Annotated in this window: 18 protein-coding genes and 3 pseudogenes; 11 read left to right on the top strand and 10 right to left on the bottom strand. The window is 56.3% G+C overall.

The features are described 5' to 3' along the window. Positions 1 to 1,045 precede the first annotated feature (1,045 nt). Entirely contained in the window at positions 1,046 to 2,575 is a 1,530-nt protein-coding gene (locus HCF10_RS31360) for a CBS domain-containing protein (RefSeq protein WP_337782114.1), read from the bottom strand. Positions 2,576 to 2,961: 386 nt separating this feature from the next. On the opposite strand from HCF10_RS31360, the gene HCF10_RS09655 reads away from it, so the two are divergent. Both HCF10_RS09655 and HCF10_RS09650 read left to right on the top strand, forming a co-directional pair. Next, complete coding sequence (locus HCF10_RS09655) at positions 2,962 to 4,215, top strand: cation:proton antiporter (protein WP_131696334.1); 1,254 nt, start codon at positions 2,962 to 2,964, stop codon at positions 4,213 to 4,215. Between the two features lie 107 nt (positions 4,216 to 4,322). Then, positions 4,323 to 5,600, top strand: coding sequence for a DUF2254 domain-containing protein (locus HCF10_RS09650; protein ID WP_131696335.1), 1,278 nt, complete (start codon positions 4,323 to 4,325; stop codon positions 5,598 to 5,600). A gap of 6 nt (positions 5,601 to 5,606) precedes the next feature. Here the strand turns inward: HCF10_RS09650 and HCF10_RS09645 are convergent, their stop codons facing one another. Then, positions 5,607 to 6,929 (bottom strand): chloride channel protein, encoded by a 1,323-nt coding sequence (locus HCF10_RS09645; RefSeq protein WP_131696336.1) that lies wholly within the window; start codon positions 6,927 to 6,929, stop codon positions 5,607 to 5,609. Positions 6,930 to 7,333: 404 nt separating this feature from the next. Between HCF10_RS09645 and HCF10_RS09640 the strand changes: the two genes are divergently transcribed. From HCF10_RS09640 to HCF10_RS09625, 4 genes are all read left to right on the top strand, one after another. Then, positions 7,334 to 8,014, top strand: coding sequence for a response regulator transcription factor (locus HCF10_RS09640; protein ID WP_131696337.1), 681 nt, complete (start codon positions 7,334 to 7,336; stop codon positions 8,012 to 8,014). Further along, complete coding sequence (locus HCF10_RS09635; RefSeq protein WP_167655371.1) at positions 7,992 to 9,407, top strand: sensor histidine kinase; 1,416 nt, start codon at positions 7,992 to 7,994, stop codon at positions 9,405 to 9,407. The genes HCF10_RS09640 and HCF10_RS09635 overlap by 23 nt, the downstream gene beginning before the upstream one ends. A gap of 179 nt (positions 9,408 to 9,586) precedes the next feature. Further along, positions 9,587 to 10,702, top strand: a complete 1,116-nt coding sequence (locus HCF10_RS09630) for a D-alanyl-D-alanine carboxypeptidase family protein (protein ID WP_237683100.1) — start codon at positions 9,587 to 9,589, stop codon at positions 10,700 to 10,702. A 17-nt stretch (positions 10,703 to 10,719) separates the two neighbouring features. Beyond that, positions 10,720 to 11,016: a DUF6388 family protein gene (locus HCF10_RS09625; RefSeq protein WP_131696339.1), complete on the top strand. Its 297-nt coding sequence runs from the start codon at positions 10,720 to 10,722 to the stop codon at positions 11,014 to 11,016. Positions 11,017 to 11,107: 91 nt separating this feature from the next. Here HCF10_RS09625 and HCF10_RS09620 read toward each other — a convergent pair. Together HCF10_RS09620 and solA are read right to left on the bottom strand one after the other, a co-directional pair. Next, positions 11,108 to 11,976: pseudogene (locus tag HCF10_RS09620) on the bottom strand (TrkH family potassium uptake protein); the annotation flags it as partial. A gap of 326 nt (positions 11,977 to 12,302) precedes the next feature. Continuing rightward, the gene (solA, locus tag HCF10_RS09615) at positions 12,303 to 13,487 is read right to left on the bottom strand and encodes an N-methyl-L-tryptophan oxidase (RefSeq protein WP_131696340.1); all 1,185 of its coding nucleotides are present in this window, start codon (positions 13,485 to 13,487) and stop codon (positions 12,303 to 12,305) included. A 452-nt stretch (positions 13,488 to 13,939) separates the two neighbouring features. Between solA and HCF10_RS09610 the strand changes: the two genes are divergently transcribed. Continuing rightward, positions 13,940 to 15,721, top strand: a complete 1,782-nt coding sequence (locus HCF10_RS09610; protein WP_167655398.1) for a sensor domain-containing phosphodiesterase — start codon at positions 13,940 to 13,942, stop codon at positions 15,719 to 15,721. Here HCF10_RS09610 and HCF10_RS09605 read toward each other — a convergent pair. The 3 genes from HCF10_RS09605 to HCF10_RS09595 form a co-directional block, all read right to left on the bottom strand. Beyond that, a complete protein-coding gene (locus HCF10_RS09605; RefSeq protein ID WP_167655370.1) occupies positions 15,674 to 16,351 on the bottom strand; it encodes a dTMP kinase in 678 nt (225 codons plus the stop codon). The two genes, HCF10_RS09610 and HCF10_RS09605, sit on opposite strands and share 48 nt — an antisense overlap. An 81-nt stretch (positions 16,352 to 16,432) precedes the next feature. After that, positions 16,433 to 16,732 carry a BON domain-containing protein gene (locus tag HCF10_RS09600; RefSeq protein ID WP_167655369.1) on the bottom strand — a complete coding sequence of 100 codons (300 nt, stop codon included), beginning with the start codon at positions 16,730 to 16,732 and terminating at the stop codon, positions 16,433 to 16,435. A 200-nt stretch (positions 16,733 to 16,932) separates the two neighbouring features. Then, a complete protein-coding gene (locus tag HCF10_RS09595; RefSeq protein WP_167655368.1) occupies positions 16,933 to 17,847 on the bottom strand; it encodes a universal stress protein in 915 nt (304 codons plus the stop codon). 235 nt (positions 17,848 to 18,082) lie between these two features. On the opposite strand from HCF10_RS09595, the gene HCF10_RS09590 reads away from it, so the two are divergent. Beyond that, positions 18,083 to 18,952: an isocitrate lyase/PEP mutase family protein gene (locus HCF10_RS09590; protein WP_131696344.1), complete on the top strand. Its 870-nt coding sequence runs from the start codon at positions 18,083 to 18,085 to the stop codon at positions 18,950 to 18,952. A 400-nt stretch (positions 18,953 to 19,352) separates the two neighbouring features. Continuing rightward, positions 19,353 to 19,541, top strand: coding sequence for a hypothetical protein (locus HCF10_RS31990; protein ID WP_405046409.1), 189 nt, complete (start codon positions 19,353 to 19,355; stop codon positions 19,539 to 19,541). Between the two features lie 49 nt (positions 19,542 to 19,590). Here HCF10_RS31990 and HCF10_RS31985 read toward each other — a convergent pair. After that, positions 19,591 to 20,067: pseudogene (locus tag HCF10_RS31985) on the bottom strand (methyl-accepting chemotaxis protein); the annotation flags it as partial. Between the two features lie 111 nt (positions 20,068 to 20,178). Continuing rightward, positions 20,179 to 20,946, bottom strand: a pseudogene (locus HCF10_RS31980) (PAS domain-containing protein); the annotation flags it as partial. 212 nt (positions 20,947 to 21,158) lie between these two features. On the opposite strand from HCF10_RS31980, the gene HCF10_RS09575 reads away from it, so the two are divergent. Next, positions 21,159 to 21,539 carry a RidA family protein gene (locus HCF10_RS09575; RefSeq protein ID WP_167655367.1) on the top strand — a complete coding sequence of 127 codons (381 nt, stop codon included), beginning with the start codon at positions 21,159 to 21,161 and terminating at the stop codon, positions 21,537 to 21,539. Between the two features lie 70 nt (positions 21,540 to 21,609). Then, positions 21,610 to 23,589, top strand: a complete 1,980-nt coding sequence (locus tag HCF10_RS09570) for a peptidase U32 family protein (protein WP_167655366.1) — start codon at positions 21,610 to 21,612, stop codon at positions 23,587 to 23,589. On the opposite strand, the gene HCF10_RS09565 is transcribed toward HCF10_RS09570, so the two are convergent. Then, a complete protein-coding gene (locus HCF10_RS09565; RefSeq protein WP_145338105.1) occupies positions 23,567 to 24,469 on the bottom strand; it encodes a DMT family transporter in 903 nt (300 codons plus the stop codon). The two genes, HCF10_RS09570 and HCF10_RS09565, sit on opposite strands and share 23 nt — an antisense overlap. Positions 24,470 to 24,535 lie beyond the last annotated feature (66 nt).

Genomic DNA, 24,535 nt, shown 5'->3' with positions numbered 1-24,535 from the left:
ACGTCTCCAAGCGCTTTTTTTACAGGATGATTCAAATCTAAGACGGTGACGCATAGGCATTGAACGGTTGACAAGCGTGCCGAAGTGATTCCGAGAAAAACGTATGAAGCGAGAAGTAAAGTGAACCCTATGGAATCGAGACCTCTAGAAAACGCGATTACTTCCAGATTTGGGGTCAAGGTTGGTTCGGCGGACTCCGAGTACTACAGGGGGGGCCGCTTGGTGAAAAGCGCCAAGCAGAGCCCAACGAGGACATTCTGTTGGTTCGCATAATGTATATTATGTTAAATAATGTATCAGGCTCAGCCACTTCGGTTCGTGTCCAATCCCACATACCTCCCTTGCGACTGCGCGAATTTGAGACTTTTCGAGTGTGAACACCCCTGCTGTTGCCTTTTTGTCCGCAAATTTGAAACTGTGTGGTAAGAATTTGTGCAAATGTGCAACTCTATTGATTGGTTCTGCATGCCTCCTTGTTCATCGTTTCCTGCAGGCGACATGCTGCTGATGTGACCGTTGCATTTGAATCCCATGATGATTTTCTAGATCAGGATTTTACTGTGGGTCGGTCATCTATACGCAGCGTCAATGACTACTGGAAAGTTTCGATAAAGAGCTTCTGGCCGTCGACGGATACCTGGCCGCGCGTGCGTACCTGCGGCATTTTGCGGAAAACCCCCTGACTTTTAGCACCTATCGCTGTCAAGTCGAGCACCTCTTGCTGTGGTCGTTGAATGTTCTAAAAAGGCCTATCACCGAACTCAAGCGCCTTGATGCTAGGGCGGCTGCCTTCGAACACCACATTGGGCATCAGCGTCGGAAATACCTGGCTCATCACCCAGTGCAACTGGGCTGACGTCTCACTCTTTTTTCGGGCCCGGGTAATCCGCATGCATGTTCTACGGCATTCATCCACCCTCGCCTCACTCACAAAGACAATGTCGTCTGTGATCGAGGTGTCACTATCATCCGACATGAAGCTCACATGCCAAGGACTGTCCGCGATATTGCCTAACGAAGGCTGGTTGCTGACAATGCAATGCTCTTACAGCATAAAGAGTCGGGGGACTTGCCCTTTCAGCCCTTGTGACACTATCTGAATGAAGGACTTTATTGGCGCCGTAGGCATGATTATCACACGCTCGAATGTGGCGCCTTTCGACACTTTGAAATTCATGAAGTCCAACGGGAACTCTTTGCCAGAAGCTATAGTACTGCGTAGGCATTGAGGCCGGTACCGCTCAACGTATTGGTCGACATGCTTGGAGTGCAGCAAGTACACGCCATCATGCTCAGACGCTACGTGGTTCTCTGACGTTGTTTCTGGAAAGCCCCATGACGTATCAAAAATGGAATCAGAGAATGTAGCGATCTCAGTTCGGCAGCGGTAAGTCGTGGTCGCATACTCAATGCTAAGCAGCCCTCCCTTTTCGCGTGCAAGGAACCATTCAAGTGCACCTGCATACCCATATTGTTTATTTTTCTGTCCCCGAGGGTTTGTTGAGAGCACCGCTTGGCGCACGTCACCAACCATGCGGACGTCGGCCCGCGACTCAAGTAATTCATGGACGATTTCCCAATCGTAGCCACTGAGATCTTGTACCTCGTCGATCAAGATTTCGTCGTAGAGGCACTCAAGTCTGCGTATCAACGCTGGGGTGGCTGCGATAAGCTCCCGCGCGAGGCGTCCGAGTTCGCATGCGTAGATCTGGTTGCTACTATCCATAAATCTCTGCTTGTTCTTCGCGTACATGCTAGGGCGACCTTCGAAGTTGAAGCCCCCTACCCGCTCCCCCGGAAATTTGAATGGCAGGAACGGTTTTACAAAGTGGCGAAGCAAGAATGTGTACCAGCCCAGAACCTCGAGGTTGTAGCGATCGCCGACCTGGGTGCGGAGGCGATGGATCAGTTCCTGTTGATTCGTCTGGGTGAACGTAACAATGAGCACACGCCGAATCGGATGGCCATGATGGACAACCGGCAGATGGTGAATATTCCGGCGCAACATCACCAGCATCGCTTCAAACACTGAGTCGTCTGCGCCTATCGTTACCGGCTCGGCCGTCATGATGTCTCGGGCAGCCGTTTCGTCAGCGTTTCGGCCGGCCGCGACAACGCGTGTGCGAAGGTCCCGATCCGTCACGACCCCTTGGATTTCAGCCGCCTGCAAGCCCGCTGATGACATCACTAGAACGCAAGAAACGCTTTGTTCTGTCATGATTTTTGCCGCGTCGCCGACGCAGGTATCCGATGTGACCCACACCAAGGGCCGAGAGATAAGGCCTCGGCATTTGAGCTGAATAAGCTCACTGGCACGCCCCTGCGCCTCAACGGCAGTCTTGAGCCTGGAGTGCCCCTCAGCTTCAACGAAATCAGCGAAAGCATCATGCTGCGCGCAAAGGTCAGCGAACACGTCGGCGGGTATGTAATAGATCAGGCTATCTTCCAAGGCCCGGGCGGGAAAACGCACCTTGTTACTGCGCAACAAACCGGCCTGACCGAAGAGGTCGCCTTCGACTAGTCGGTTGTAGAGCTCGCCATTTCGCCGGTAAATCTCCACCGCACCGCTACGCACACAGTGCAAGTCATGAATGATCGCGCCCGCTTCAAGGATGTCGCTGCGGCCTTGAAATAACTCACTTCTACCCGCCGAGCGATGGCGTCTACCGATTCCTTTGGCAGCGTATCAAATGGAGCAAAACGATAGAGGTGGTCGCTGATCTCCTGTAACTCGATTTACATGAAACCTCGAAATGCTGAAAAGAATTAAAGTTGCGAGCGCCCTACATCGCAAAGGGCAGTGGCCTTTCTGTACGGCTGGCCTTCATATTTATAATCCCGGCAGGCGCGGCATTCACTGAATGTACAGCGCAGGTGGAGGTTATTTCTGAACGGTCAGAGGCATTTGCGATCTGCATTGCCGAGGGTGCTTTCCTCATCCTGTGTTATTGGAGCGGGTCAATGCTGGACATTATTGCGATCTTCCTTTGCATCACGGCAGTACTTGCCTATCTCAATCGGCGCTACGTTGGCCTGCCATCCGCTATCGGTGTGATGGGCATTGCCTTGGGCCTGTCACTTTTGAATATGGCATTCGATGCGCTGGGCTTTCATGCCTTGCATACCCTTGAGCAGTCGCTGGTGGAGTCCATCGACTTTTCCGAACTGCTGATGCAAGGCATGTTGTCATTGCTGCTCTTTGCTGGCGCGTTGCATGTGGACCTGTCGGAGCTGCGGGCCTACAAATGGCAGGTTGCATCCTTGGCGTTGGTAGGGACAACGCTCTCAACATTGTTCATCGGCTTCGGGCTCTGGGCGCTGTTGTCCCTCACAGAACTGCAGCTACCGTTGTCTTATTGCCTGGTGTTTGGCGCACTGATCTCCCCCACCGACCCCATCGCCGTGTTGGGTATTCTTAAATCTGCCGGCGCGCCCCATAGCGTGGAACTGGTCATTTCCGGTGAGTCACTGTTCAACGACGGCGTGAGTGTCGTGCTGTTTTCGCTGATCGTCGCAATGATCGCCAGCGGGGAGGCACCGTCGGTTATCGGTGCATCGTATCTGTTACTCAAGGAAGCCGGAGGCGGTGCTCTGTTAGGCTCCTGCGTGGGCTATATCACTTACAGAATGCTCAAGAGTATCGATAGCTATCAGGAGGAAGTGCTCATCACCCTGGCCTCGGTTCTCGGCGCCTATGCACTCGCCACTCAGTTCCATATTTCCGGCCCATTGGCGATGGTGGTGATGGGACTGATTGTGGGTAACCAAGGGCGTTCCCATGCGATGTCCGAGCAGACTGAAAAAAACCTGGACATGTTCTGGGAACTGATCGATGAAATACTCAACGCTGTGCTGTTCGTATTGATCGGGTTGGAAGTCGTTCTGATCCAGTTCTCCAACCCATTGCTCACCACGGGCCTGCTGGTCATATTGCTGACCTTGTTATCACGATTGTTGACTGTAGGGGTTCCCATCGCGGTATTGGGTAAACGCTTCCGCCTACCGGAAGGTGCCTGGAGTGTGATGACCTGGGGCGGCCTGCGTGGCGGGATATCGGTAGCATTGGCGTTGTCGCTGCCCTCAGGCGCGGCTCGCGATATCGTGGTTTCCCTGACGTACCTGGTGGTCGTTTTTTCTATCCTAATCCAAGGCATGTCGATCGGTAAATTGGTCAAGCGAGTCATTCCGTGTGCGGCAACCAAAGACGAGGGATGAACCCTCGGCCCGACAAAACACTCCATTAAGGATAATCAACTCACCGCCTTCGTTTCCCTGAATCCTTGCGGTGGGTCCCATCGTGTTATTTGCAGAAGGTATAAAAAATGCTCGCACGCTGGCGCTGGGTGCTACACCAATTGACCAAACGGCTGTGGTTCAGGGCGAGCCTGTTTTCGTTGCTGGGTATTGCGACCGCGTTACTCGCCGTTTTCTTCAAGGACTACATTCCCGAGTCGTTGCCCGCCCGCATTGGTGCCGACGCCGTCGATAAGATATTGGGCATCATTGCCTCAAGCATGCTCGCGGTGACGACCTTTTCGTTAAGCACCATGGTCAGCGCCTATGGTGCGGCGAGCAGCGGTGTGACGCCCCGTGCCACCACCCTGGTGATGGAAGACACCACGACACAAAATGCCCTGGCCACCTTTATCGGCTCCTTCCTGTTCAGCCTAGTTGGGATCATTGCGCTGAGTACCGGCGCCTACGGTACACAAGGGAGGGTTTTGCTATTCGCGGTAACCATTGTCGTGGTCATTCTGATTGTCTACACGCTGCTGCGCTGGATCGATCATTTGTCCAAGCTTGGGCGGGTGGGAGAAACTATTGACCGTGTCGAGCAGGCAGCCATTGATGCCATTAACAATCGAGTCCAATGGCCGCATTTGGGGGCGGCCGCCTACCCTTGCGAGTCAGTGATCCCCAGTTCTGCGCTGATCATCACAAGCCTCCACACGGGGTACGTCCAGCACATTGACGTTCAGGCGTTAGGCGCGATCGCCAATGCAGACGAGATACAGATATTTATGGACGTCTTGCCGGGAAGCTTTGTGCATGTCGGCATGCCGCTCGCAAGAACCGTTAGCTTGAGCAAGGTACGCGGGGAGGAACTGGCGTCGAGCAACGAAAAAATCATCGCTACCCTGGCTATCGGCGTGCGTCGAACGTTCGAACACGACCCCCGGTTCGGCTTGTCAGTGTTGTCGGAGATCGCCTCCCGCGCTTTGTCGCCGGCCGTCAATGACCCCGGCACCGCCATTGACGTCATTGGGCGCGGCGTCAGAAGCCTGACATGTTGGGGTACACCTAAAGAACCCGCCGCGAAAATCGACGCTCACTGCCAGCACGTTTACCTGCGCGGTTTGACGGTGGATGACATGTTCGATGACTTCTTCGCACCGATTGCCAGAGATGGCGCGGGTCTAGTGGAAGTCGACCTGCGCATGATGAAGGCCCTTGTAAGCCTGGCACAGATAAACCCGGCGATGTTCAGGGGTGCCTGTACACGGTACGCAGAACTGCTGCTCAAGCACGCGAACACTGCGCTTGTACTCGAAGAGGACCGGCACAAGCTCAGAGCAGCGGCGCGACCGCTGCTGCACTGACCCAATCTACGTGTTGGCTTTTTGCGCGGCGGCGCCACTGCCGTCCGATTGCAGAAAGCCACGCGCCAACTGCTGATAGAGCTCGGGGCCCATCCTGGCACTGACTGCTTTGGCAATCAGTGCAACAGCCATCAGACTAATGACCATGCCATGGCTGTCGATCATCTCCATCACGATGATTGCAGAGGTGATCGGCGATTGCGTGACTGCTGCCAGAAACCCCACCATGCACAGTGCAATGATGGGCTGTGCCGCCAAGGCGAAGTATTCAGCGACATTGGCACCGACAGCGGCACCTACCGCCAAAGAGGGGGCAAAAATACCGCCCGGTATGCCGGAAAAATAAGTCACAACGGTCGCAAGAAAACGCGTAATCGGCGCGTGCCACGGCAAACCAACATCGGACACGATGATCTGGGAGGTGATCCCGTAACCGCTGCCAAAGGACATCCCACCGCTGAGCCAACCGAGAGTCGCCACGATCATGCCGCAGCCACCTGCGAACCAGACTGGATGCAGGCGGCGCCATTCCCAGACGACAAAACTGCGATACCGCTGTGGCCATAGGAGCATCCGACTGAAAAATCCCCCCATAACACCACAGCCAATACCAATCGCCAGTATCGGAAGAACGATGTCGAAATTGGCCTCTTGTACGTCGAAGTGCCCGAAATAGTTGTAGTTGCCCTGCAAGGCTATCGCGACCATACCCGACAAAATGATCGTGCTGAGCAACACCCCGCTGGTGCGGGTTTCCAACTTGCGCCCCAGCTCCTCCACCGCAAAGGCCACACCGGCCAAGGGCGTGTTGAAGGCAGCAGCAATACCCGCCGCGCCACCGGCCAGGATGAGGTCTTCAGGGCGAATGATGCGTGCGTTGGGCAGGTAACGGTGAAAGAAATGCATGATCGAGGCGGCGACTTGCACCGAAGGGCCTTCACGCCCCGCTGAAAAACCACCGGTCAGGGCCAGGGTACCGAGCCCTATCTTGGCGAAGGCCAGACGCAACGATACCAACTTATTCACGGGCTTGCCTTGGTGGGCCAACCGCGTAGCCGCGATCACCTGGGGAATACCGCTACCTTGAGCCCCTGTAAAAAAACGCGAGGTCATCCACACCACAAACATGCCGATCAGCGGCGTGTAGATAAACGGCAGCCACGGCCGGGCGACGGCCTGTTGGGCGAACTGCATCAGCGCCAGGTCAGCCAACCGGGCGAACATCACTACCAGCAACCCTGCGAGGGTAGCAGCGACCCAGAGTGTCACCCGAGTACGCCATCGGATCGAGGCAAAGCGACGACGTATCAGCAATATCGGTTTGATCACCCGAGCAGATTCCCGTTGTTGAGGTTCAATAACATGCAAAAACAAGATTAACGGGTTAAACGGTCACGTCCAACCGGCAGTGACCAGATAAATATAGCTATTCACTCCCAGCTCAGTGGCCCCATCACGTCGATTTTATTTTGTGGGTGAGCCAATTTGTGTGGACGCATACCAAAGCGAATGTCAGCAAGAGGAAAGCCAGATAGGTTGTCATTATTTGCCCTCATGTCCGTGAGCGCGTTCGGCTGTTATTACGAATATATCCGCGTAGGCGAGGTGAGAGGGTTAAGGTGGGTTAAGAAATAGTTAGTATTCGCGCGCAACTTAGATCAATAAGGTTCGCTTGCACTGGGTGTCGGCATTGAGTCGGGAGCGCCGAAAAACACGCACAAATGGGGGAAGTCATGAGTAATGCGTTGGTCATTGAAGATGATCAGGTGACGGCCGAAATCATCGTAGCTGAACTCCAACGCCACGGTTTCAGCTCAAAGTGGGCTGCCACTGGACGCGAGGGATTGGCCTTGGCGATTGCAGGCGGCTACGACGCCATTACGCTGGATCGCATGCTGCCGGACTTTGACGGGCTGACGATTGTCAGCACCTTGCGCAGTCTTGGGATTCAGACACCGGTCCTAATGATCAGCGCTCTTTCGGACGTGGATGAGCGCGTTCTGGGACTTCGTGCGGGCGGCGATGACTACCTGACCAAGCCCTTTTCGGCCGTCGAGATGATCGCGCGCCTTGACGCATTGCTCAGACGCACCGCCGCAGACCCCAGCAACCCACACCTCAGTTGCGGCAACCTGCGACTGGACTTGGTGGAGCACAAGCTGACGCGCAATGACGAAGACATCCAGTTGCTGCCCACCGAGTTCAAACTGCTCAACTTCCTGATGCGCAGTGCCGGCCAACTGGTCACTCGTACCATGCTGTTTGAAGGCGTCTGGGGCTATCACTTCGATCCCGGGACAAACATCATTGATGTGCACATCGGACGACTGCGTAAAAAGCTGGAAAGCGACAAAGATTCACCTGTGATCCATACAATACGCGGTGCCGGCTATGTCCTCGCCACCAAAAAATGAGGAATGGCGCTCGTCCGGTAGTCGATTGATCGGGTTTTACGCGGTGTTCTTCGTGGCGTGGGGAGCACTCTTTACCGGTGTACTGTACTGGGAAATCTCCCACTATCTGGGCACGGTTGCCGAGCGTACGTTGTTGCAACGCGCCCACTATTATCAAAAGGTCGACGACTCGAACCTGCTTGCTGAGTTGGCGGCGAGTGAGGCTTACTCGACCCCCGGGATCGACGCCTACGGTTTATTTGGACCCGATGGCACCCATGTCGCCGGCGACCTGCTGAAACTGCGCTCCAACCTACCCGACGACGGCCAGGTTCACTACCTTGAGCGCGGCCTGAGCATTGCGTTACCCAGCACCGAAACCCGAAGCAGCTATGCCTTGCTGGCACGGCGCCCTGACGGACATATCCTGATTTTGGCACGTGACGGCGGGTCGATTTCCGCCGTGGGTGGCATTATTGAGCAGGCCCTGATGTGGGGGTTGTCATTAACACTCATCCCCGGTTTGATTGGCTGGCGCTTACTGCGACGTCGCCCATTGCGTCGTGTCAAACGCCTGCAGCTGTGTACCAAAAGTATCGTTTCGGGCAACTTGGCTGAGCGTTTGCCGTTGTCAGCACGCCGCGATGAACTGGATATGCTGGCCAACGCCGTCAATACGATGCTTGATCACATAGAGCAGTTGATGTATGAGGTGAAAAGCGTCTGCGACGGTATTGCCCATGATTTGCGCACACCCTTGACCCGCTTACGCGCACGGCTCTATCAGCTCCAGCAGTTACCGCTGGCCCTAGAACATAAGCAGACCTTGAATCAGGCGTTTGAGGAGAGCGAGTCGATCATGGTGCGCTTTCAAGGACTGCTGCGGGTCGCTGAGCTTGAGGATATTCGTCGCCGCTCTGCCTTTGCGCCCTTCCCGATCATGACGTTGTTGAAACAGGCGCATGAGTTTTACGAACCGATGGCACTGGACTGCGCCCAAACGCTTTCGCTGGACATTCCCAGCGATTGTCCCCAGGTGTATGGCGACTCTTCGTTACTGTTCGAAGCGCTGGTCAATCTGCTCGATAACGCCATTAAATTTACCCCGGAGGGCGGCCATATCGAATTGCGGGGGAGCATCAAGGACTCAACTGTCATTATTGAAGTAGTGGACGATGGTACCGGCATCCCTGAAGCGGACCGTACGCATGTCATTCGCCGGCTCTATCGCGGCGAGGGAAGCCAGATAAACCCAGGCCACGGCCTAGGCCTGTCGTTAGTCGCCGCCATAGTGAAATTGCACGGATACACACTGGATATCCACCCCGGTGCCTCGGGCAGGGGAACACGCGTATTGATTCACTGCCCGATGTTCAGCGGTCAAGCCACGGATCGATCTGTACCTGAACATTAAATTTTACTTAATACTGGTTAATTTGAGCGCCTCGGCGCCCAGGCCTAGTTTGGCAGCACATATTGCTGACCCAAGGCCTTTTGCTTGTGAGATATCTGTTGTTCCTGCGTGTCTTAACCGTGCTCTGTGTAACACCACCGCTTCTTTGGGCGAATGCCGCTCTGGCTGCCAACGCGACCATGGGGACAATGATCCCCGCTGCGCCGAAGCTGGGAGCCGAAGCCTGGATACTCATAGACGCGAAAACGAACAGGGTCATTACCAGCCACAACAGTGATGCACGCCTACCACCGGCCAGCCTGACCAAGTTAATGACTGCGTATATCACGACGCATGAGCTTAAGTCTGGCCTGATAAGCGCAAATGATGAGGTCGTCGTGAGCGAAAATGCCTGGCGTACAGGTGGCTCACGGATGTTTCTCAAGCCCGGCAGCTCTGCTTCGGTTCACGATTTGCTAAGCGGCGTGATCATCGACTCAGGCAATGACGCGAGCGTTGCGCTGGCCGAACATATCGCTGGAAGCGAAGCCGGGTTTGTCGGGATGATGAACTCAACCGCTTCAACACTGGGAATGCTCAACACCCACTTTATGAACTCCACCGGCCTACCGGACCCGGAGCACTATTCTTCCGCACGTGACATGGCGACCCTGGCTCGAAAAGTCATCAACGAAGGGACCACCTACTACCCTCTTTACGCCAAGAAAACCTTCACCTGGAACGGCATTCAGCAATCCAACCGCAACGCGCTTTTATGGCGTAACTCCACCTATGACGGCTTGAAGACCGGGCACACAGAGGCGGCGGGCTACTGCTTGGTCGCCTCCTCACAGCGGGATGGGCAACGTTTGATCAGCGCAGTTCTGGGCGCCAGTAGCGCCCATAAGCGTACGGCAGAAACAGAGAAACTGATGGGTTACGGCTTTCGCTTCTATGCCACCCAAACCTATAAGAAAGGTGGCGAAGTACTCTCGCAGGTGGCGCTCTGGAAAGGCATACAACCCTACGTGAATGTGGGTTTGCTTGAAGACATGACCCTCACGCTGCCCAAGAATAAAAATCGTGACGTCGAGATGCGCCTGGCGTTTGATGGCCCCATCGAAGCCCCTATCACGGCAGGCACGGTCGTCGGAAGACTCGACCTGTTCGACGCCGAGCATAAGCTGGGGAGTCGCCCATTGGTGGTCCTAGTGGACGCAGAGCAAGGTCATTGGTGGCGACGTTGGTGGGATACCGTGCATTTATTTTTTACCCAGACGGTTCGCAGCTGGTTCGATGAAGCCCAGGTAACGTGAATAGTGAGGAGAAGGTCATGAACTCCGATGATCTACGCAAAGAGCTCGCGCTATCAAAATTCTTCGAAGGCGATTCATCCCTCAATGACGCCGTACAGGGACTGAGTCAGGCTGAAAAGAAACTGTGTATTGAATCGGCCTTTGAGCAAGAGGCCGCAAGGCTTGGGGTAGAAGTGTGGGAGCTGACGCTGACAATGATTTCGCAGTCCCCCCAAGAGCTGAAACGCCTGACCCTGGCGTTTCATCGGGAAGTGTCAGAAATGGTTGAGATGCCATGGAAGGATTACTGCACGCTGAATGGGATCACCGAGTAGCCTTTGGGCCGCACATGCATCGGTGCTTCGCGTCGCGACGGCCCTGAGTGCTGACCCTCTATCTTGGCTCCAGCCTATAAACAGTGAACACTCAATATCTCCAGAATACCGGCGTTATGAGCACTAACACTGTCAGGATTTCCAGCCGTCCAAGTAGCATGCCTATGGTCAATAGCTATTTGGCGGCATCCGGCAGTGATGAAAAATTACCGGCCGGCCCAATGATTGTGCCAAGCCCAGGCACGACGTTACACACCGCTGTAGCGGCACCGCTCAACGCCGTTGTCCAATCCAGCCCAATCAGACTCAAGCCCAAGGCAATCACAGCAATCGTGATGGTGAAAAAGAATGAGAACGTCAAAGTTGCCGCCACTTGAAAACGGAAGATTTTAAGACCCCCCGCTGTGGAGCCTGAACAGTCCCCCACAAAGGTCAAATAGAAAAAAAGCAACACGGAGAAACTGCCCCACACGGTGTAATCGCCGACGGCGACGCCGGTGGTGGTGACAACCGATGTCACATTCACCGCCACGATACGAAATGCATCCCACCATCCATAATCGCTGTGAAGACAAAGCCAAGTACCTACCGCCAACCACGCGAAGACCAAGAACCCAATAAATCCACGAACCTGGTGATCCTTCAGCAGCGCGCGCCGATGGCCGCGTAATGTCGCGACGTATAACGTAAAAGGCAGGCTACCCAGAATCATGATGGCAACTGCCACCCAGTGAATAGCAGGCTGTGTCCAATGCCCAAGCGAGGCGTCCGACGTCGAGAAACCACCGGTAGAGATCAACGACATGGCGTGATTGACGGCATCAAATGGCGTCATCCCGGCAATCCAGAGCGCGAGCGTTCCGCCTCCTGTGAGTCCCAAATAGAGAAACAGAATGTATTTGGCTGCCACATGGGAGAGCGCGGCGTCACTTTTTCCGACCAGTCTGAAGACTCTGTCTGAATCGCCCCGGGTTTCGTAGATACCTCTTTGCCTTGAACTGAGGCCAATTAGGAAGTGCAACGCTATTGATCGCCTCGCCTTTCTTTATCTGCCAACGCCCGCACGTTCGTTGCCCACCTTTTCGGTTCGGCTTGAGGTACATTTGGCGTCGCCTGCACATTCAATGCTTGACTTACCTCGCGTCTAACACATGGTTTAAGTCGCTCGCGGGCACGACGTTCCGCCGCCCCTTTACCAAACGTTATGTGAATAAGGGAATGTATGCGTTTAGCTTTAGTTCTTTTCCTCTCTCTGCTTCCAAGCCTTTCGTCAGCAGATATTGAACTTAACAATATGATTGATAGCGCTCGAAGCGTTTAAGGGAGAAAGACGAGAGATCCAAGTCGGTCGAACCGCGTATGCACCACTGTGCAAACGCCTCGCCCAACGCGGCGGAATGTTTGAAGCCGTGACCGGAACAGGCGGACACCACCAAGGTGTGCTGCCACGACGGGTGCTCATCGATAATGAAATGGCGATCCGGCGTCACGGTGTAGGCGCAGACAGCAGACTTGACCACGTTCGAGGTAACACCGACGATGCGGCCGCGCACCTGGTGCTCATACATGTCCCGCTCTTCCGCCGACGAGACCGTACGATCCATTGTTTGCGGCAACGAAGTAGTGTGGTATTGCGCGGTGGCGATTTTCAGGCTGGCCTCGCCGTGTAATGCGGGAAAGCCGTAGTTGATTTTGTCGTCGCCACGGCCGTGAGTGAGGATAAACGTCGGTGAGTGATCCACCAACTCGGCGCCCTCCTCCAGCCCGAACCAGAACAGCTTCTGCCGGTAGACGCTGAGCAGGCTGTCAAACGGCTCGCCCAGCAAACCGCCGCTCCAGTTGCCGGCGCTAATCACAAGCTTGTTTGCAAAGAGCGTGCGCAGATTCGTAGTGACATGGACTCCCTGCTCATTCGAGCTAATCCCAGTGACGGTTTCGCCTTTGTAGAGGATTGCTCCGTGTTGCTCGGCCAACTTGAGCTGCACATCAATGCAACGTTCAGGACGTACAAAACCTCCACCTGGCTCGAAATAGCCGATGGCAGTGTCGTGTACGTTGGCAAATTGTGGAAAGCGCTGGCGAATCTGGTCGGCGGTTAAAACGTCGTGCTCGATGCCATAGGCCTGTGCTAGGCCGATGGTGCGCAATGTGAAGTCGGTTTTATCGTTGGGGTCAAACTCGGGACTCGAAGTCAGAACCAATAGACCCGACTGTTCGAACAGCGACTCCCCTGACAATTGCTCAAGCTCGCGCCAGATGCGGTGGGAATTGCGCACAATGGGAACGTACTGCGCGCCCTCACCCACCGAAAGCCGGGTAATACGCGTATCGCCATGGCTGGATCCCAGGTTGTGAGGTGGGTGATGGCGGTCGATACCAACAACATTCGCACCCGCCTTCGCCAACTGATACACCGTAGCGGCCCCCATGGCCCCCAACCCCAATACCACTACATCACACCGCTCGGACATCAACTCTCACCTGTCAAAAAGAAGCCAGTTGAAAGTGAAACCGATTAAGAATCAACGACTAAAAGAGCATATGCATATTATCAACCGAGCATCACCGGCCGCTCTGCCGCTGCAATACATCGGTAAGGCTTCGATCCTTCGCTTCTGGTCATCGTCAACTGCAATTACGTTGGGTCGATTTAAAACTGTCATAAGTAATATTTAGCTGGCAGTGGATTTCTCGCGGCGCACCGCACAGACGGAGCTCAACCCTTCCGGCCCTGAACAGCAAATCAACGTGTGATCCATGTGGTCTACGCAGTGCTGAGGCCAAACACGCGCCTCTCCCGGCAACACAGGAGAGGCCGCCTGCCTGCATACCGTTGAGCTATCAGAGGAATAGAAAAAACAACATCATAATGATGGCACTGTCTGATACCGTGCACATAAACACAGCCACTCCGAGGATTGTCATGGGCGCAGGCGCTCCTATTCCGCCGAATGAAATTGAACGGCTTAAAGAGGTCGCGAAATTTTGTCCAGCTGACAGCGAGTACGATACTGTCTTCGATAAAATCGTCGAGATGACTTCTGCTTACTTCAACGCACCCATAGCGCTGATTTCGATCGTCGATGAGCATCAGCAATGGTTCAAGGCGCGCGTAGGGCTTAAAGAGACGCAGACACCACGAGAAGTGTCCTTCTGCGCTTACTCGACGCTGGATAACGCCGCGCTGGAGGTATTGGACGCGACGCTTGATCCCCGTTTTAAAGACAATTCCCTGGTAACGGGGCCTCCGTATATTCGTTATTACACGGGCACCCCACTGATTACCGAAGGGGGTTTTACGCTGGGAAGCCTGTGCATCATTGATACAGTCTCACGCGCAGCCATGAGTGAGCGTGATAGCGCGATGCTCAGCGGTTTTGCTGAACTGGTGATGATGCGCATCCACAGCATGCGCTCTCGAAACTTCGTCGACCAACCCACAGGGTTATTTAATCGACTCCGGTTTGAGGAGGATATACGCCAAGCGCTCAAGACCCACAGCGCGTGCCAAGCGTATGCGGTTGACATCATCTCGCCAAAGTTCCTCAACGATATTGTGAAGGCGCTGGGTTACAGTTTTGCCACAGATTTGGTCCTGGCAATCAAAGCGCGCCTACAAAAACTGTTACCGCCTCAGTGTCTACTTTATAAAATTAGCCCGACGCGGTTTGGTTTCCTCCTTGAGGAGGATCAAACGGCCGAGCACATTTGTGAAAACATCCTCAAGGACTTCAAAAAGCCTGTCGAATGCCACGCCATCCCCATACTCATGCAAGTTGGGATTGGCGTCCTGCCTATTCATAGCTCAGGGCTCCAGCAAGACTGGCTTCGCCTGGTGGTCAGCGCTGCGGATGAGGCGCGTGACCGCAGGCTGGGATGGTCGCGCTATGAACCCCATTTTGATGCAGCTCAACAACGCGCGTTCATGTTGTTGAGTTCGTTGCCGGAGGCGGTCAGCGCCGACAAACAGTTCAGCCTGGTGTACCAGCCAAAAATCAAACTGCCCTCAGGACGGTGTCATTCAGTAGAAGCACTATTACGTTGGACACATCCTTTACTGGGGCCCATCAGCCCTGCTGAATTCATACCCTTGGCTGAAAAAACCGCACTCATACCCTCTGTTGGATTGTGGGTGCTCAACGCAATCATCCAGCAAGCGGTTATTTGGAAAGCGCAAGGTGTGCGCCTGCGGATAGCGATGAACATTACCGTCAGCGATCTTGAAAGCGCCGAATTCGTCGACGCGATGATCCATGAGATTCAACAGCACGGCCTGGACCCCGCTGGCTTTGAACTTGAGTTTACCGAAAGCATGCTCATGACCAACCCTGAAGAAGTCATCCGGCAACTGGAGCGTGTCCGTAAGTTTGGCGTAGAGATTGCTGTTGATGACTTTGGCACCGGCTACAGCAACTGGGCTTATTTGAAGGAGCTCCCGGCCAATACTGTCAAGCTTGACCAATCTCTGATCAGCGGGCTGGGCAGCAATCAAAATGACAAGCAACTGGTTAAAACCCTGATCGGACTGGCTAAGGGGCTCGGCTACCAGGTGGTTGCAGAAGGCGTAGAAAATCAAGAAATCCTGGACCTGTTAATACAGTGGGGATGTTCCGAAGCACAGGGTTATTTGATAGCCAAGCCTATGAGCGCCGATGCATTAGAAGCCTGGATAGCACAAGGAATCGATGGAGGTCGGGGCCGGTAGAATGACTGCCGGGGACGCGCAAGCAAGGACTCTGTAGATCGCGGACATCACCTGCATCGTTGCGTCTTCGATCGTTCCTTCATTACGACATACAACCCAACCGTGATCTGCACTCGCTCGCTCGAATGCCTGGGTACACGCGCTATGTTCTTCCAGCTTATGGATCACCGTGCTGCTCAGCCCACGCCGTCGTGTTGCTGCCCTCGCCCATGAAATCTCAGGGGCAGTGACAATCCCGACATGCAGGTCTGGCACTCGCACGTTTCGATCAATGTTCAACTGCAGGATCTCTGCAAACGGAATTATCCGGCGAAACGCAGCATCCGACGGGTACCAGCGATCGATCAGGATGATGCTGCCTGGTGGCTGTTTAGCCAGCACCTGCTGGGAAATCCAGGCACGGCTGTCAGCAAAGCGTTCACACACCCGCAGTTCCAACTCCCGAGAGGGACTTCTGACGAGCTGGTTAACAAGCGCCATTGTTCCCTCCCGGTAGGGATCGCTTTTTCTCTCGCAAAGCCGGATCACCTTTTTGTTATCTGTCCTCAGTGCTTTCGTAACGGCCTCCAACAGCGTGGTTTTGCCGGTTCCCTTGGGCCCATCCAGAGAAACAAACAGCGGACGATTCATTCTTCACTTAACAATTGATATACCGTTTTTTTTTTGCCCTGTCCGGACGCTGGAACCGCTCAGTGCGACTACGCGAAGGCCCTATGAACAGAAAGTGATGAACACTCTACCCTTGTTTTGGCTCACGGGTCCCAAAGTGCTACCTGAGTCTGATGCGCAAGATTTACGCGTTTTCCGCCGCTGGCAAAAGCGATGCTCCACCACGCCGACGACATGGGCCACCGCCTGCTCGGCGTGCCAACGCTCGGCATGGCTGGCGACGTTACCGGAGAGCGTCACGATGCCGTCGGACACTTGAACCAGAATCTGGTCGGCTTTCAATGCCAGGTCCCAATTCAGTTCTTCCATCACCCGTTGTGTAAGCGTTTCATCGGTATTCATAAAATGCTCCACCTGTATTCCAAACATCTCGATCAGCCAAAGCGTATCTGGTTGTGACACGCTCCAGCAGGTCGGAAAATACTTATCCCGAGGTCAATGGTCTGCCGGATCGCCAAAATGCTGCCAGGAACCGAATACAGGGCGCGTTCGGTGTTGCTGCCACCCGCAGCCCAAGGTCCTCTCAAGGCTACCGGCCGGCTTCAACCACGCGGGGGTTTGATTGCCCACATACTGCAGGGCGCATTGTGCAAGAGGCTTTCGGCGGTGGTGCCCAGCAGCTTGTCCAACCCGGCGTGCCGCACGGTGCCCATGACGATGACGTCGATCTGATGGTCATGCGCAAAGTTGCAGATATTCCACAGCGGCACCCCTTCGATAAAATGCCGTTGTTCGACGGCAATCCCCTGGCGCTCCGCCAAACCGGCGAATGCCTCATGCTGCGCTTCGTTCAGCGCCTCGTAGAGCCCGGAAACCAGGGGTACAGCGCCGTAACCCATGTCTTTGGCATACACCGCCGCCCAGTCGTACACATGCAGTAGTTCCAGTTGTGCATTGCACTGGGAGGCCAGCTTGGCTGCGGCCTCGACAATCTGGTCATTGAACACCAGGTCCTGCTCCTCGCTGCGCAACACATCGACGATCGCCAACACCTTGCGCGGCAGCGGATGCCGTGCCTCGGTGACCAGGTGCACCGGCACAGGGCAATCGCGCAGCAACTGCCAGTCCAGGGGTGGGAAGAACACCCGTTTCAACGCCGGTACGTCCTCGGCATCCTTGATAATCAGAGCCAGCGACATCTCGTTGACGAAATGCAGGATTTCCTCAAAGGGGTGATGTACCCACACTACCTCGCTGGTGACCGCCAGCCCGTGCTTGCTCATCGAGTCGGCCTGTGCGGTGAGCCAGTGCCGATGGGTGTCCAGGTACCCTTCCCGCGCGCGATCGATCTGGTCTGGCGCGAACAGGCCGGCGATGGCCAGGGCCTGTAAATAATTAAACGCGACGATGTGCAGCGGCAGTTGCATCGCGTGTGCCAACGCAGCGGCACGCTCGAACGCCGGCGTGCGGGTCATGGTGGAAGGGGCAATCAACAGTAAACGCGGAGTCTGCAACATGGGGCACCTCGGCACGTGGCCATCTCAATCCGTGAATGGGCCTCCAGATTGAGCCGTGCACAGCGGCGGCTAGTTGATCTTTATCAGCTTTAGCCAGCAAAAATGGCCTGGGGTATGTGTTACACGCATACCCCATGCTCAAACGTCATAATCCTCTTTTTTGCGGCGTGTTAATCTGCTGCGACTATGAATAGGCATTGATCGTCAGTCGACAATGGCCCAACCAGGAAAGATCATGCCAAAAAAGTCCCACTCAGCCCTGCGCCGCAACTTCCGTGAACTGCTTGCAACGCCTGTGTGCGTTGAAACCGCCTCCGTATTCGACCCAATGTCTGCACGTATCGCTGCTGACCTGGGTTTCGAGGTGGGCATCCTGGGCGGCTCCGTCGCCTCGCTGCAGGTTCTGGCTGCGCCCGATTTTGCGTTGATCACGCTGAGTGAGTTCGTCGAACAGGCAACAAGGATTGGCCGCGTCGCCCAGTTGCCTTTCATCGCAGACGCCGACCACGGCTACGGCAACGCCCTTAACGTGATGCGTACCGTCGAAGAACTTGAACGTGCCGGCGTCGCCGCGCTCACCATCGAAGACACGCTGCTGCCCGCGCAATTCGGGCGTAAATCCACCGACCTGATCTCCATCGAGGAAGGCATCGGCAAGGTCCGCGCCGCCCTGGAGGCCCGTGTAGATCCTGAACTGGCGATCATCGCCCGCACCAACGCCGGTGTGCTGCCGACCGAAGCGGTTATCGAGCGCACCCTGGCCTATCAGCAGGCCGGTGCCGATGGGATTTGCATGGTCGGCGTCAGCGACTTCGAGCATCTGGAACAGATCGCCGAAAACCTCACGGTACCGCTGATGCTGGTGACCTACGGCAACCCCAAGCTCCATGACGCCCAACGCCTGGCCAGCCTCGGCGTGCGCGTGGTAGTTGCCGGCCATGGCGCATATTTTGCGGCGATCAAGGCCACCTACGACAGCCTGCGTGCCCAGCGCCAGTTGACCCACAGCACATCGAACCTCAGCGCTACCGAACTGACCCATACCTACACGCTGCCAGAGAGCTACGTGGCTTGGGCTGAAGAGTTCATGGATGTAAAAGAGTAGCGTCATCAGCGGTGAATCCCTCCTCCCGCCCCTGGATTCACCGCTCGCTCCGCCCTTGTAAGCGTTCAACTACGCCGCTGACTGAAACACCGCCCACGAAAAAAATCCGCCGCAATATCTGCGGCGGCAACCAAAGGATTTTGTCGAAGCAGAGCGGCTAAGACAGGCCCCACGCTACTCCCCTGCCCGATTAAAAACCGTGAAGCTTTATTAATCGAGTTTCATCCCCAGCAGGGCTACAGGCCGCGCAAACTCTGCCTGGAGTCAGCTTCGACAAACCCGCCGAAGACAATAAGAAACCGTAACGCCTCACTTTATAACTCTGCCCATACAAGCGTGCACGCCTGCCAAACAGTGCGGCGTTTCTGTGCGCATTCATTATTCCAGGGACGTTAATAACATGATTAAACAGTGGAGCCTGTTGGCGTTGGCGGTGTGCGCCAGTATCAGCCCCGTGGCGTTTGCCGACTCCGTCACGGACCTGTCGTTGCGCGTGCGTGATGCCATCGTGTCGTCCAACGCCGACCAGCGCGATGGTGACTTGAATGAGCTGCGGGTGATCGTCGACTACCCGCTCACCTTGCTGTAAGGAGGCCGTGTGGAGAGGGAGTTGCTCCCTCTCCACGCCTAAAACGCGATCAGCCCACCCAGCCGACGGCCGTCTTGGGAATGACTTCCGACTCATCGAGTTTCGACGCAAACATACTCACGGCCTGCACCGCGTCACTGGTGCTGGTGCGAATCTGCAGGATCACCGAACCCGCCTGGTCGGCCAGGTTCACGCCGCGTTGCGCGCCCTCTTGGGTGGAGCTCATGCTGGCCACCGCGTCGCGAGTTTCCGACAGGATCATGCCGATCATTTCGGCGATTTCTGCGGTAGAGCGGCTGGTACGCCCCGCCAACTGCCTGACCTCATCGGCCACCACGGCAAAACCACGCCCTTGGTCGCCCGCACGGGCAGCCTCGATGGCCGCGTTGAGGGCCAACAGGTTGGTCTGGTCGGCGATGCCTCGAATGGTATTGACGATCGCGGTAATTTGCTCGGAGCGCTCACCCAATTGCCCGACCAGACGCGCCGATGCACCGATGTTCTCGGCGATCCGGCGCATTTCGGCGGCAGTTTCATGAATCACCTGGGTGCCATGTTCGGCAAACCGCTCGGTCTCGGAGGAAATATGGTAGGCCCGGGAGGCACCGCGTGAGTCTTCCTCGAACTTCTCCACGCGCTCAGTGATGTCACTGGCAAACTTGACGATCTTGATCAGCGTGCCGTCGCCGTCATAGACCGGGTTGTAACTGGCCTCCAGCCACGCGACACGGCCATGCTTGCCGAGACGCTTGAATTGCCCGGTAAAAAACTCACCGTTGTTCAAGCGTCGCCAGAAGTCCGTGTACTCGTTGCTGTTGATCAGGCTGGGTTCGCAAAACACGCGGTGGTGTTTGCCTTTGATTTCGGCCAGCGTATAGCCCATGACGTGCAGAAAGTTCTCGTTGGCGTCCAGGACCTGACCGTTCAAGTCGAACTCGATCACTGCCATCGCCCGGTCCACTGCGGCCAGTTTGCTGCGGGTCGCCGCTTCTTGTTCGACTTTGCTCGTGACATCCAGGGCGTACTTGACCACTTTCAGCACTTGGCCACGTTCATCCAGCACCGGGTTGTAGCTGGCCTCCAGCCAGATGGTCTTGCCGTGAGCATCCACCCGCTTAAAAGTGCCCGACACAAACTTACCGGCCTTAAGCTCACCCCAGAACTGGCTGTAGGCCGGGCTGTTGGTCAGCGCCGGCAAGCAAAAGTCCCGGTGGGATTTGCTCGCCAATTGGTCGCGGGTATAACCCAGTGTCTTCAGGAAGTTGTCGTTGGCACGCAGTACGTTGCCGTTGAGGTCGAATTCGACCACTGCCATGGACCGTTCCAGGGCGCTGATCAGTCCTTTGTACTCGGTGACTTCGGCCGTCCTGGCCGCCAGTTCGGTTTTGAGTGTTGTATTGAACATGACGCGCCCTCAGCCGTGCAGAAAATCTATCTCTAACCTCGCTATCGGCCGCGGAATACGGGACTTTACGTGGATTAGTTGTTTATTTTTTGACGTCAAGATGTTGTGCGAAACATGGGGATTCCCGGTGTTTCGGGGGGCCCTTATTTGCCCCTGTTGCTATTTTCAAGGACCATGGCGCCTTCCTGTTCCAGCCGACAAGAGGCGCACCGATGACCAACCACGACCTGTCCTACACCCCCGACCCGGATGCAGACTCGATTTCCTCCGATGTCGTCGGCTTCAACGGCATCCTGGTCTCCACCCAGATCCCGACCCGCGCCGACGGCAGCCTGGAACTGGGCGATATCACCCTGCAAAGCGAATGCACGCTGCAAGCGCTGAAAGTGGCGTTGGAAAAAGCCGGCAGCTCCATGGACCGGGTCATGCACCTGACCATTTATCTGACCGATATGGCCGACCGAGCCGCCTTCAATGAGGTCTACAAACGCTTCTTCGCCAAGCCCTGGCCCGTGCGCGCGGCGGTTGGCGTGGCGGCACTGGCGGTAGACGGCATGCGCGTGGAAGTCACCGCGATGGCCGCCAAGGCCTGAGTTGATGCCGGTCAGGCAATTCACGGCTACAATGCGCGCCTCAACCGTGACAAGCCTGACTAAAAAAACTATGTCCTTGCCCAAGCATCACCTGGAATTGCTCAGCCCTGCCCGCGATGTCGCCATCGCGCGTGAGGCCATCCTGCATGGCGCCGACGCCATCTACATTGGCGGCCCGAGCTTCGGCGCGCGCCATAACGCGTGCAACGAGGTGAGCGATATCGCTCAACTGGTGGAATTCGCCCGCCGTTACCACGCCCGCGTGTTCACGACCCTCAACACCATCCTGCATGACAACGAACTGGAACCCGCACGCAAGCTGATCCATCAGCTCTACGACGCCGGTGTCGACGCGCTGATCGTGCAGGACCTGGGCGTGATGGAGCTGGATATTCCGCCCATCGAGCTGCACGCCAGTACCCAGACCGATATTCGTACCCTGGGCCGCGCCAAGTTCCTCGACCAGGCCGGTTTCTCGCAGTTGGTCCTGGCCCGTGAGCTGAACCTGCAGGAAATCAGCGCCATCGCCTGCGAGACCGATGCCGCCATCGAGTTCTTTATCCACGGCGCCCTGTGCGTGGCGTTCTCCGGGCAGTGCAACATCTCCCACGCGCAAAATGGCCGCAGCGCCAACCGTGGCGACTGCTCCCAGGCCTGCCGCCTGCCCTACACCTTGAAAGATGACCAGGGTCGCGTCGTGGCCTTTGAAAAGCACCTGCTGTCGATGAAAGACAACAACCAGAGCGCCAACCTGCGCGCCTTGGTCGAAGCCGGCGTGCGTTCGTTCAAGATCGAGGGTCGCTACAAGGACATGGGCTATGTGAAGAACATCACGGCCTATTATCGCCAGCGTCTCGACGAGATCCTCGAAGACCGTCCGGACCTCGCCCGCGCGTCCAGCGGCCGTACCGCGCATTTCTTCCTGCCCGACCCGGAAAAAACCTTCCACCGTGGCAGCACCGACTACTTTGTCAGCGACCGCAAGATCGACATCGGCGCCTTCGATACCCCGACCTTCACCGGCCTGCCGGTGGGTGTGGTGGAAAAAGCCGGCAAGCGTGACCTGCAAGTGATCACCCATGAGCCGCTGTCCAACGGCGACGGCCTCAATGTGCTGGTCAAGCGAGAAGTGGTGGGTTTCCGCGCCAACATCGCCGAGCCCAAGGGCGAGTTCGAGGAAGACGGCGAGAAGCGCTACCGCTACCGCGTCGAGCCGAATGAAATGCCGGCCGGCCTGCATCAATTGCGCCCCAACCACCCACTGAACCGCAACCTCGACCACAACTGGCAGCAGGCGTTGCTCAAGACTTCGGCCGAACGCCGTATCGGCCTGTCATGGGTCGCACGTTTGCGTGAAGAGCAGTTGGAAGTCACCGCCACCAGCGAAGAAGGCATCCGCGCCAGCGTTACCCTGCCCGGCCCGTTTGGCGTGGCCAACAAGCCGGAACAGGCGCTGGACACCCTGCGCGACCTGCTTGGCCAGCTCGGTACCACCGAGTATCACGCTACCCGTATCGAACTGGATGCACCGCAGGCGTTCTTCATTCCCAACTCACAGCTCAAGGCCTTGCGCCGCGAAGTGATCGAAGCGTTGACCGCCGCCCGTGTTGCCGCACACCCACGTGGCGGGCGCAAGGCCGAGACCACGCCGCCGCCGGTGTACCCGGAAGCGCACCTGTCGTTCCTGGCCAACGTCTACAACCAGAAAGCCCGCGACTTCTATCACCGTCACGGCGTGAAGCTGATCGACGCGGCCTTTGAAGCCCATGAAGAAACCGGCGAAGTGCCGGTGATGATCACCAAGCACTGCCTGCGCTTCTCGTTCAACCTGTGCCCTAAACAGGCCAAAGGTGTCACGGGCGTGAAAACCAAGGTTGCGCCGATGCAGTTGATTCATGGCGACGAAGTGCTGACCCTGAAGTTCGACTGCAAACCCTGCGAGATGCATGTGGTGGGCAAAATCAAGGGGCATATCCTTGGGCTGCCGCAACCGGGCAGTGTCGTGGAGCATTTCAACCCGGAAAATCTCATCTATCAGGGCACGCACTGACCCTGTGTGAGCGGGGCCACCACCAGCCCCGCTGTAACCCCGCCGCTGCCAGCAGAATTGCCGCCACCCCCAGCCATTGCAGCCAGCCCAGGCGATGCCCGAAGGCAATCCAATCGACGAAGATCGCCGCAATCGGGTAGATAAACGACAGTGCGCCGGTGATGGCGGTGGGCAGTTTCTGGATCGCGCCATACAGCAACACATACATCAAACCGGTGTGTACCACGCCGAGCGTCGCCAGTGCCGCCCAGGCGTTGGTGGTGACCGGCAAGCTATGCCAAGGCACCAGCGGCGCCAGTAGTAGTGCGCCCGTCGTGACCTGGATCAACGCCATCAAATGCGGCGGTACGTCCTTCAAACGCTTGATGATCAGTGCGGCAATCGCGTACAGCAATGCCGCGCCCAGGGCCAAGGCGATGCCCGCCAGGTAATCGTCGCCGGTTGGCTGATTACCATGGGCGGTGACAATCGCCAGCATTCCCAGGAACGCCACGCTCAACCACGCCAGTTTCTGCACGGTGATCTTTTCGCCGAGGAACAGCGCCGCCAGCATCACCAACATGAACGGCTGCACGTTGTACACCGCGGTGCTGATGGCGATCGATGCACGTGAGTAGGATTCGAACAGCAGCAACCAATTGCCGACAATCGCCACGCCACTGAGCATCGCCAGGCCGAGCCTGGTCCAATTGAGCAGGTCCAGCCGCAGGTAACCCAGCAGCGCGCACACCAGCAATAAGGTCAGCCCACCGATTACGCAGCGCCAGAACACCACTTCGATCACCGACACGCCAGACACCAGCACAAACCAGCCGATGGTGCCCGAGATCAGCATGGCGGCGATCATTTCCCACGAACCGCGACGGATGGATGAATCCATGATTGATGCTCCTCAAGTGAGGCTCAATTATGGCAATCTGCTTGTGAGCGGCTCCAGCGACTAAAA

It is taken from the genome of Pseudomonas sp. B14(2022) (genome assembly GCF_012030485.1).
Lineage (GTDB): Bacteria > Pseudomonadota > Gammaproteobacteria > Pseudomonadales > Pseudomonadaceae > Aquipseudomonas.
Note: the sequence above shows the minus strand (reverse complement) of the source record. Positions and strands in the feature narration are given on the sequence as shown.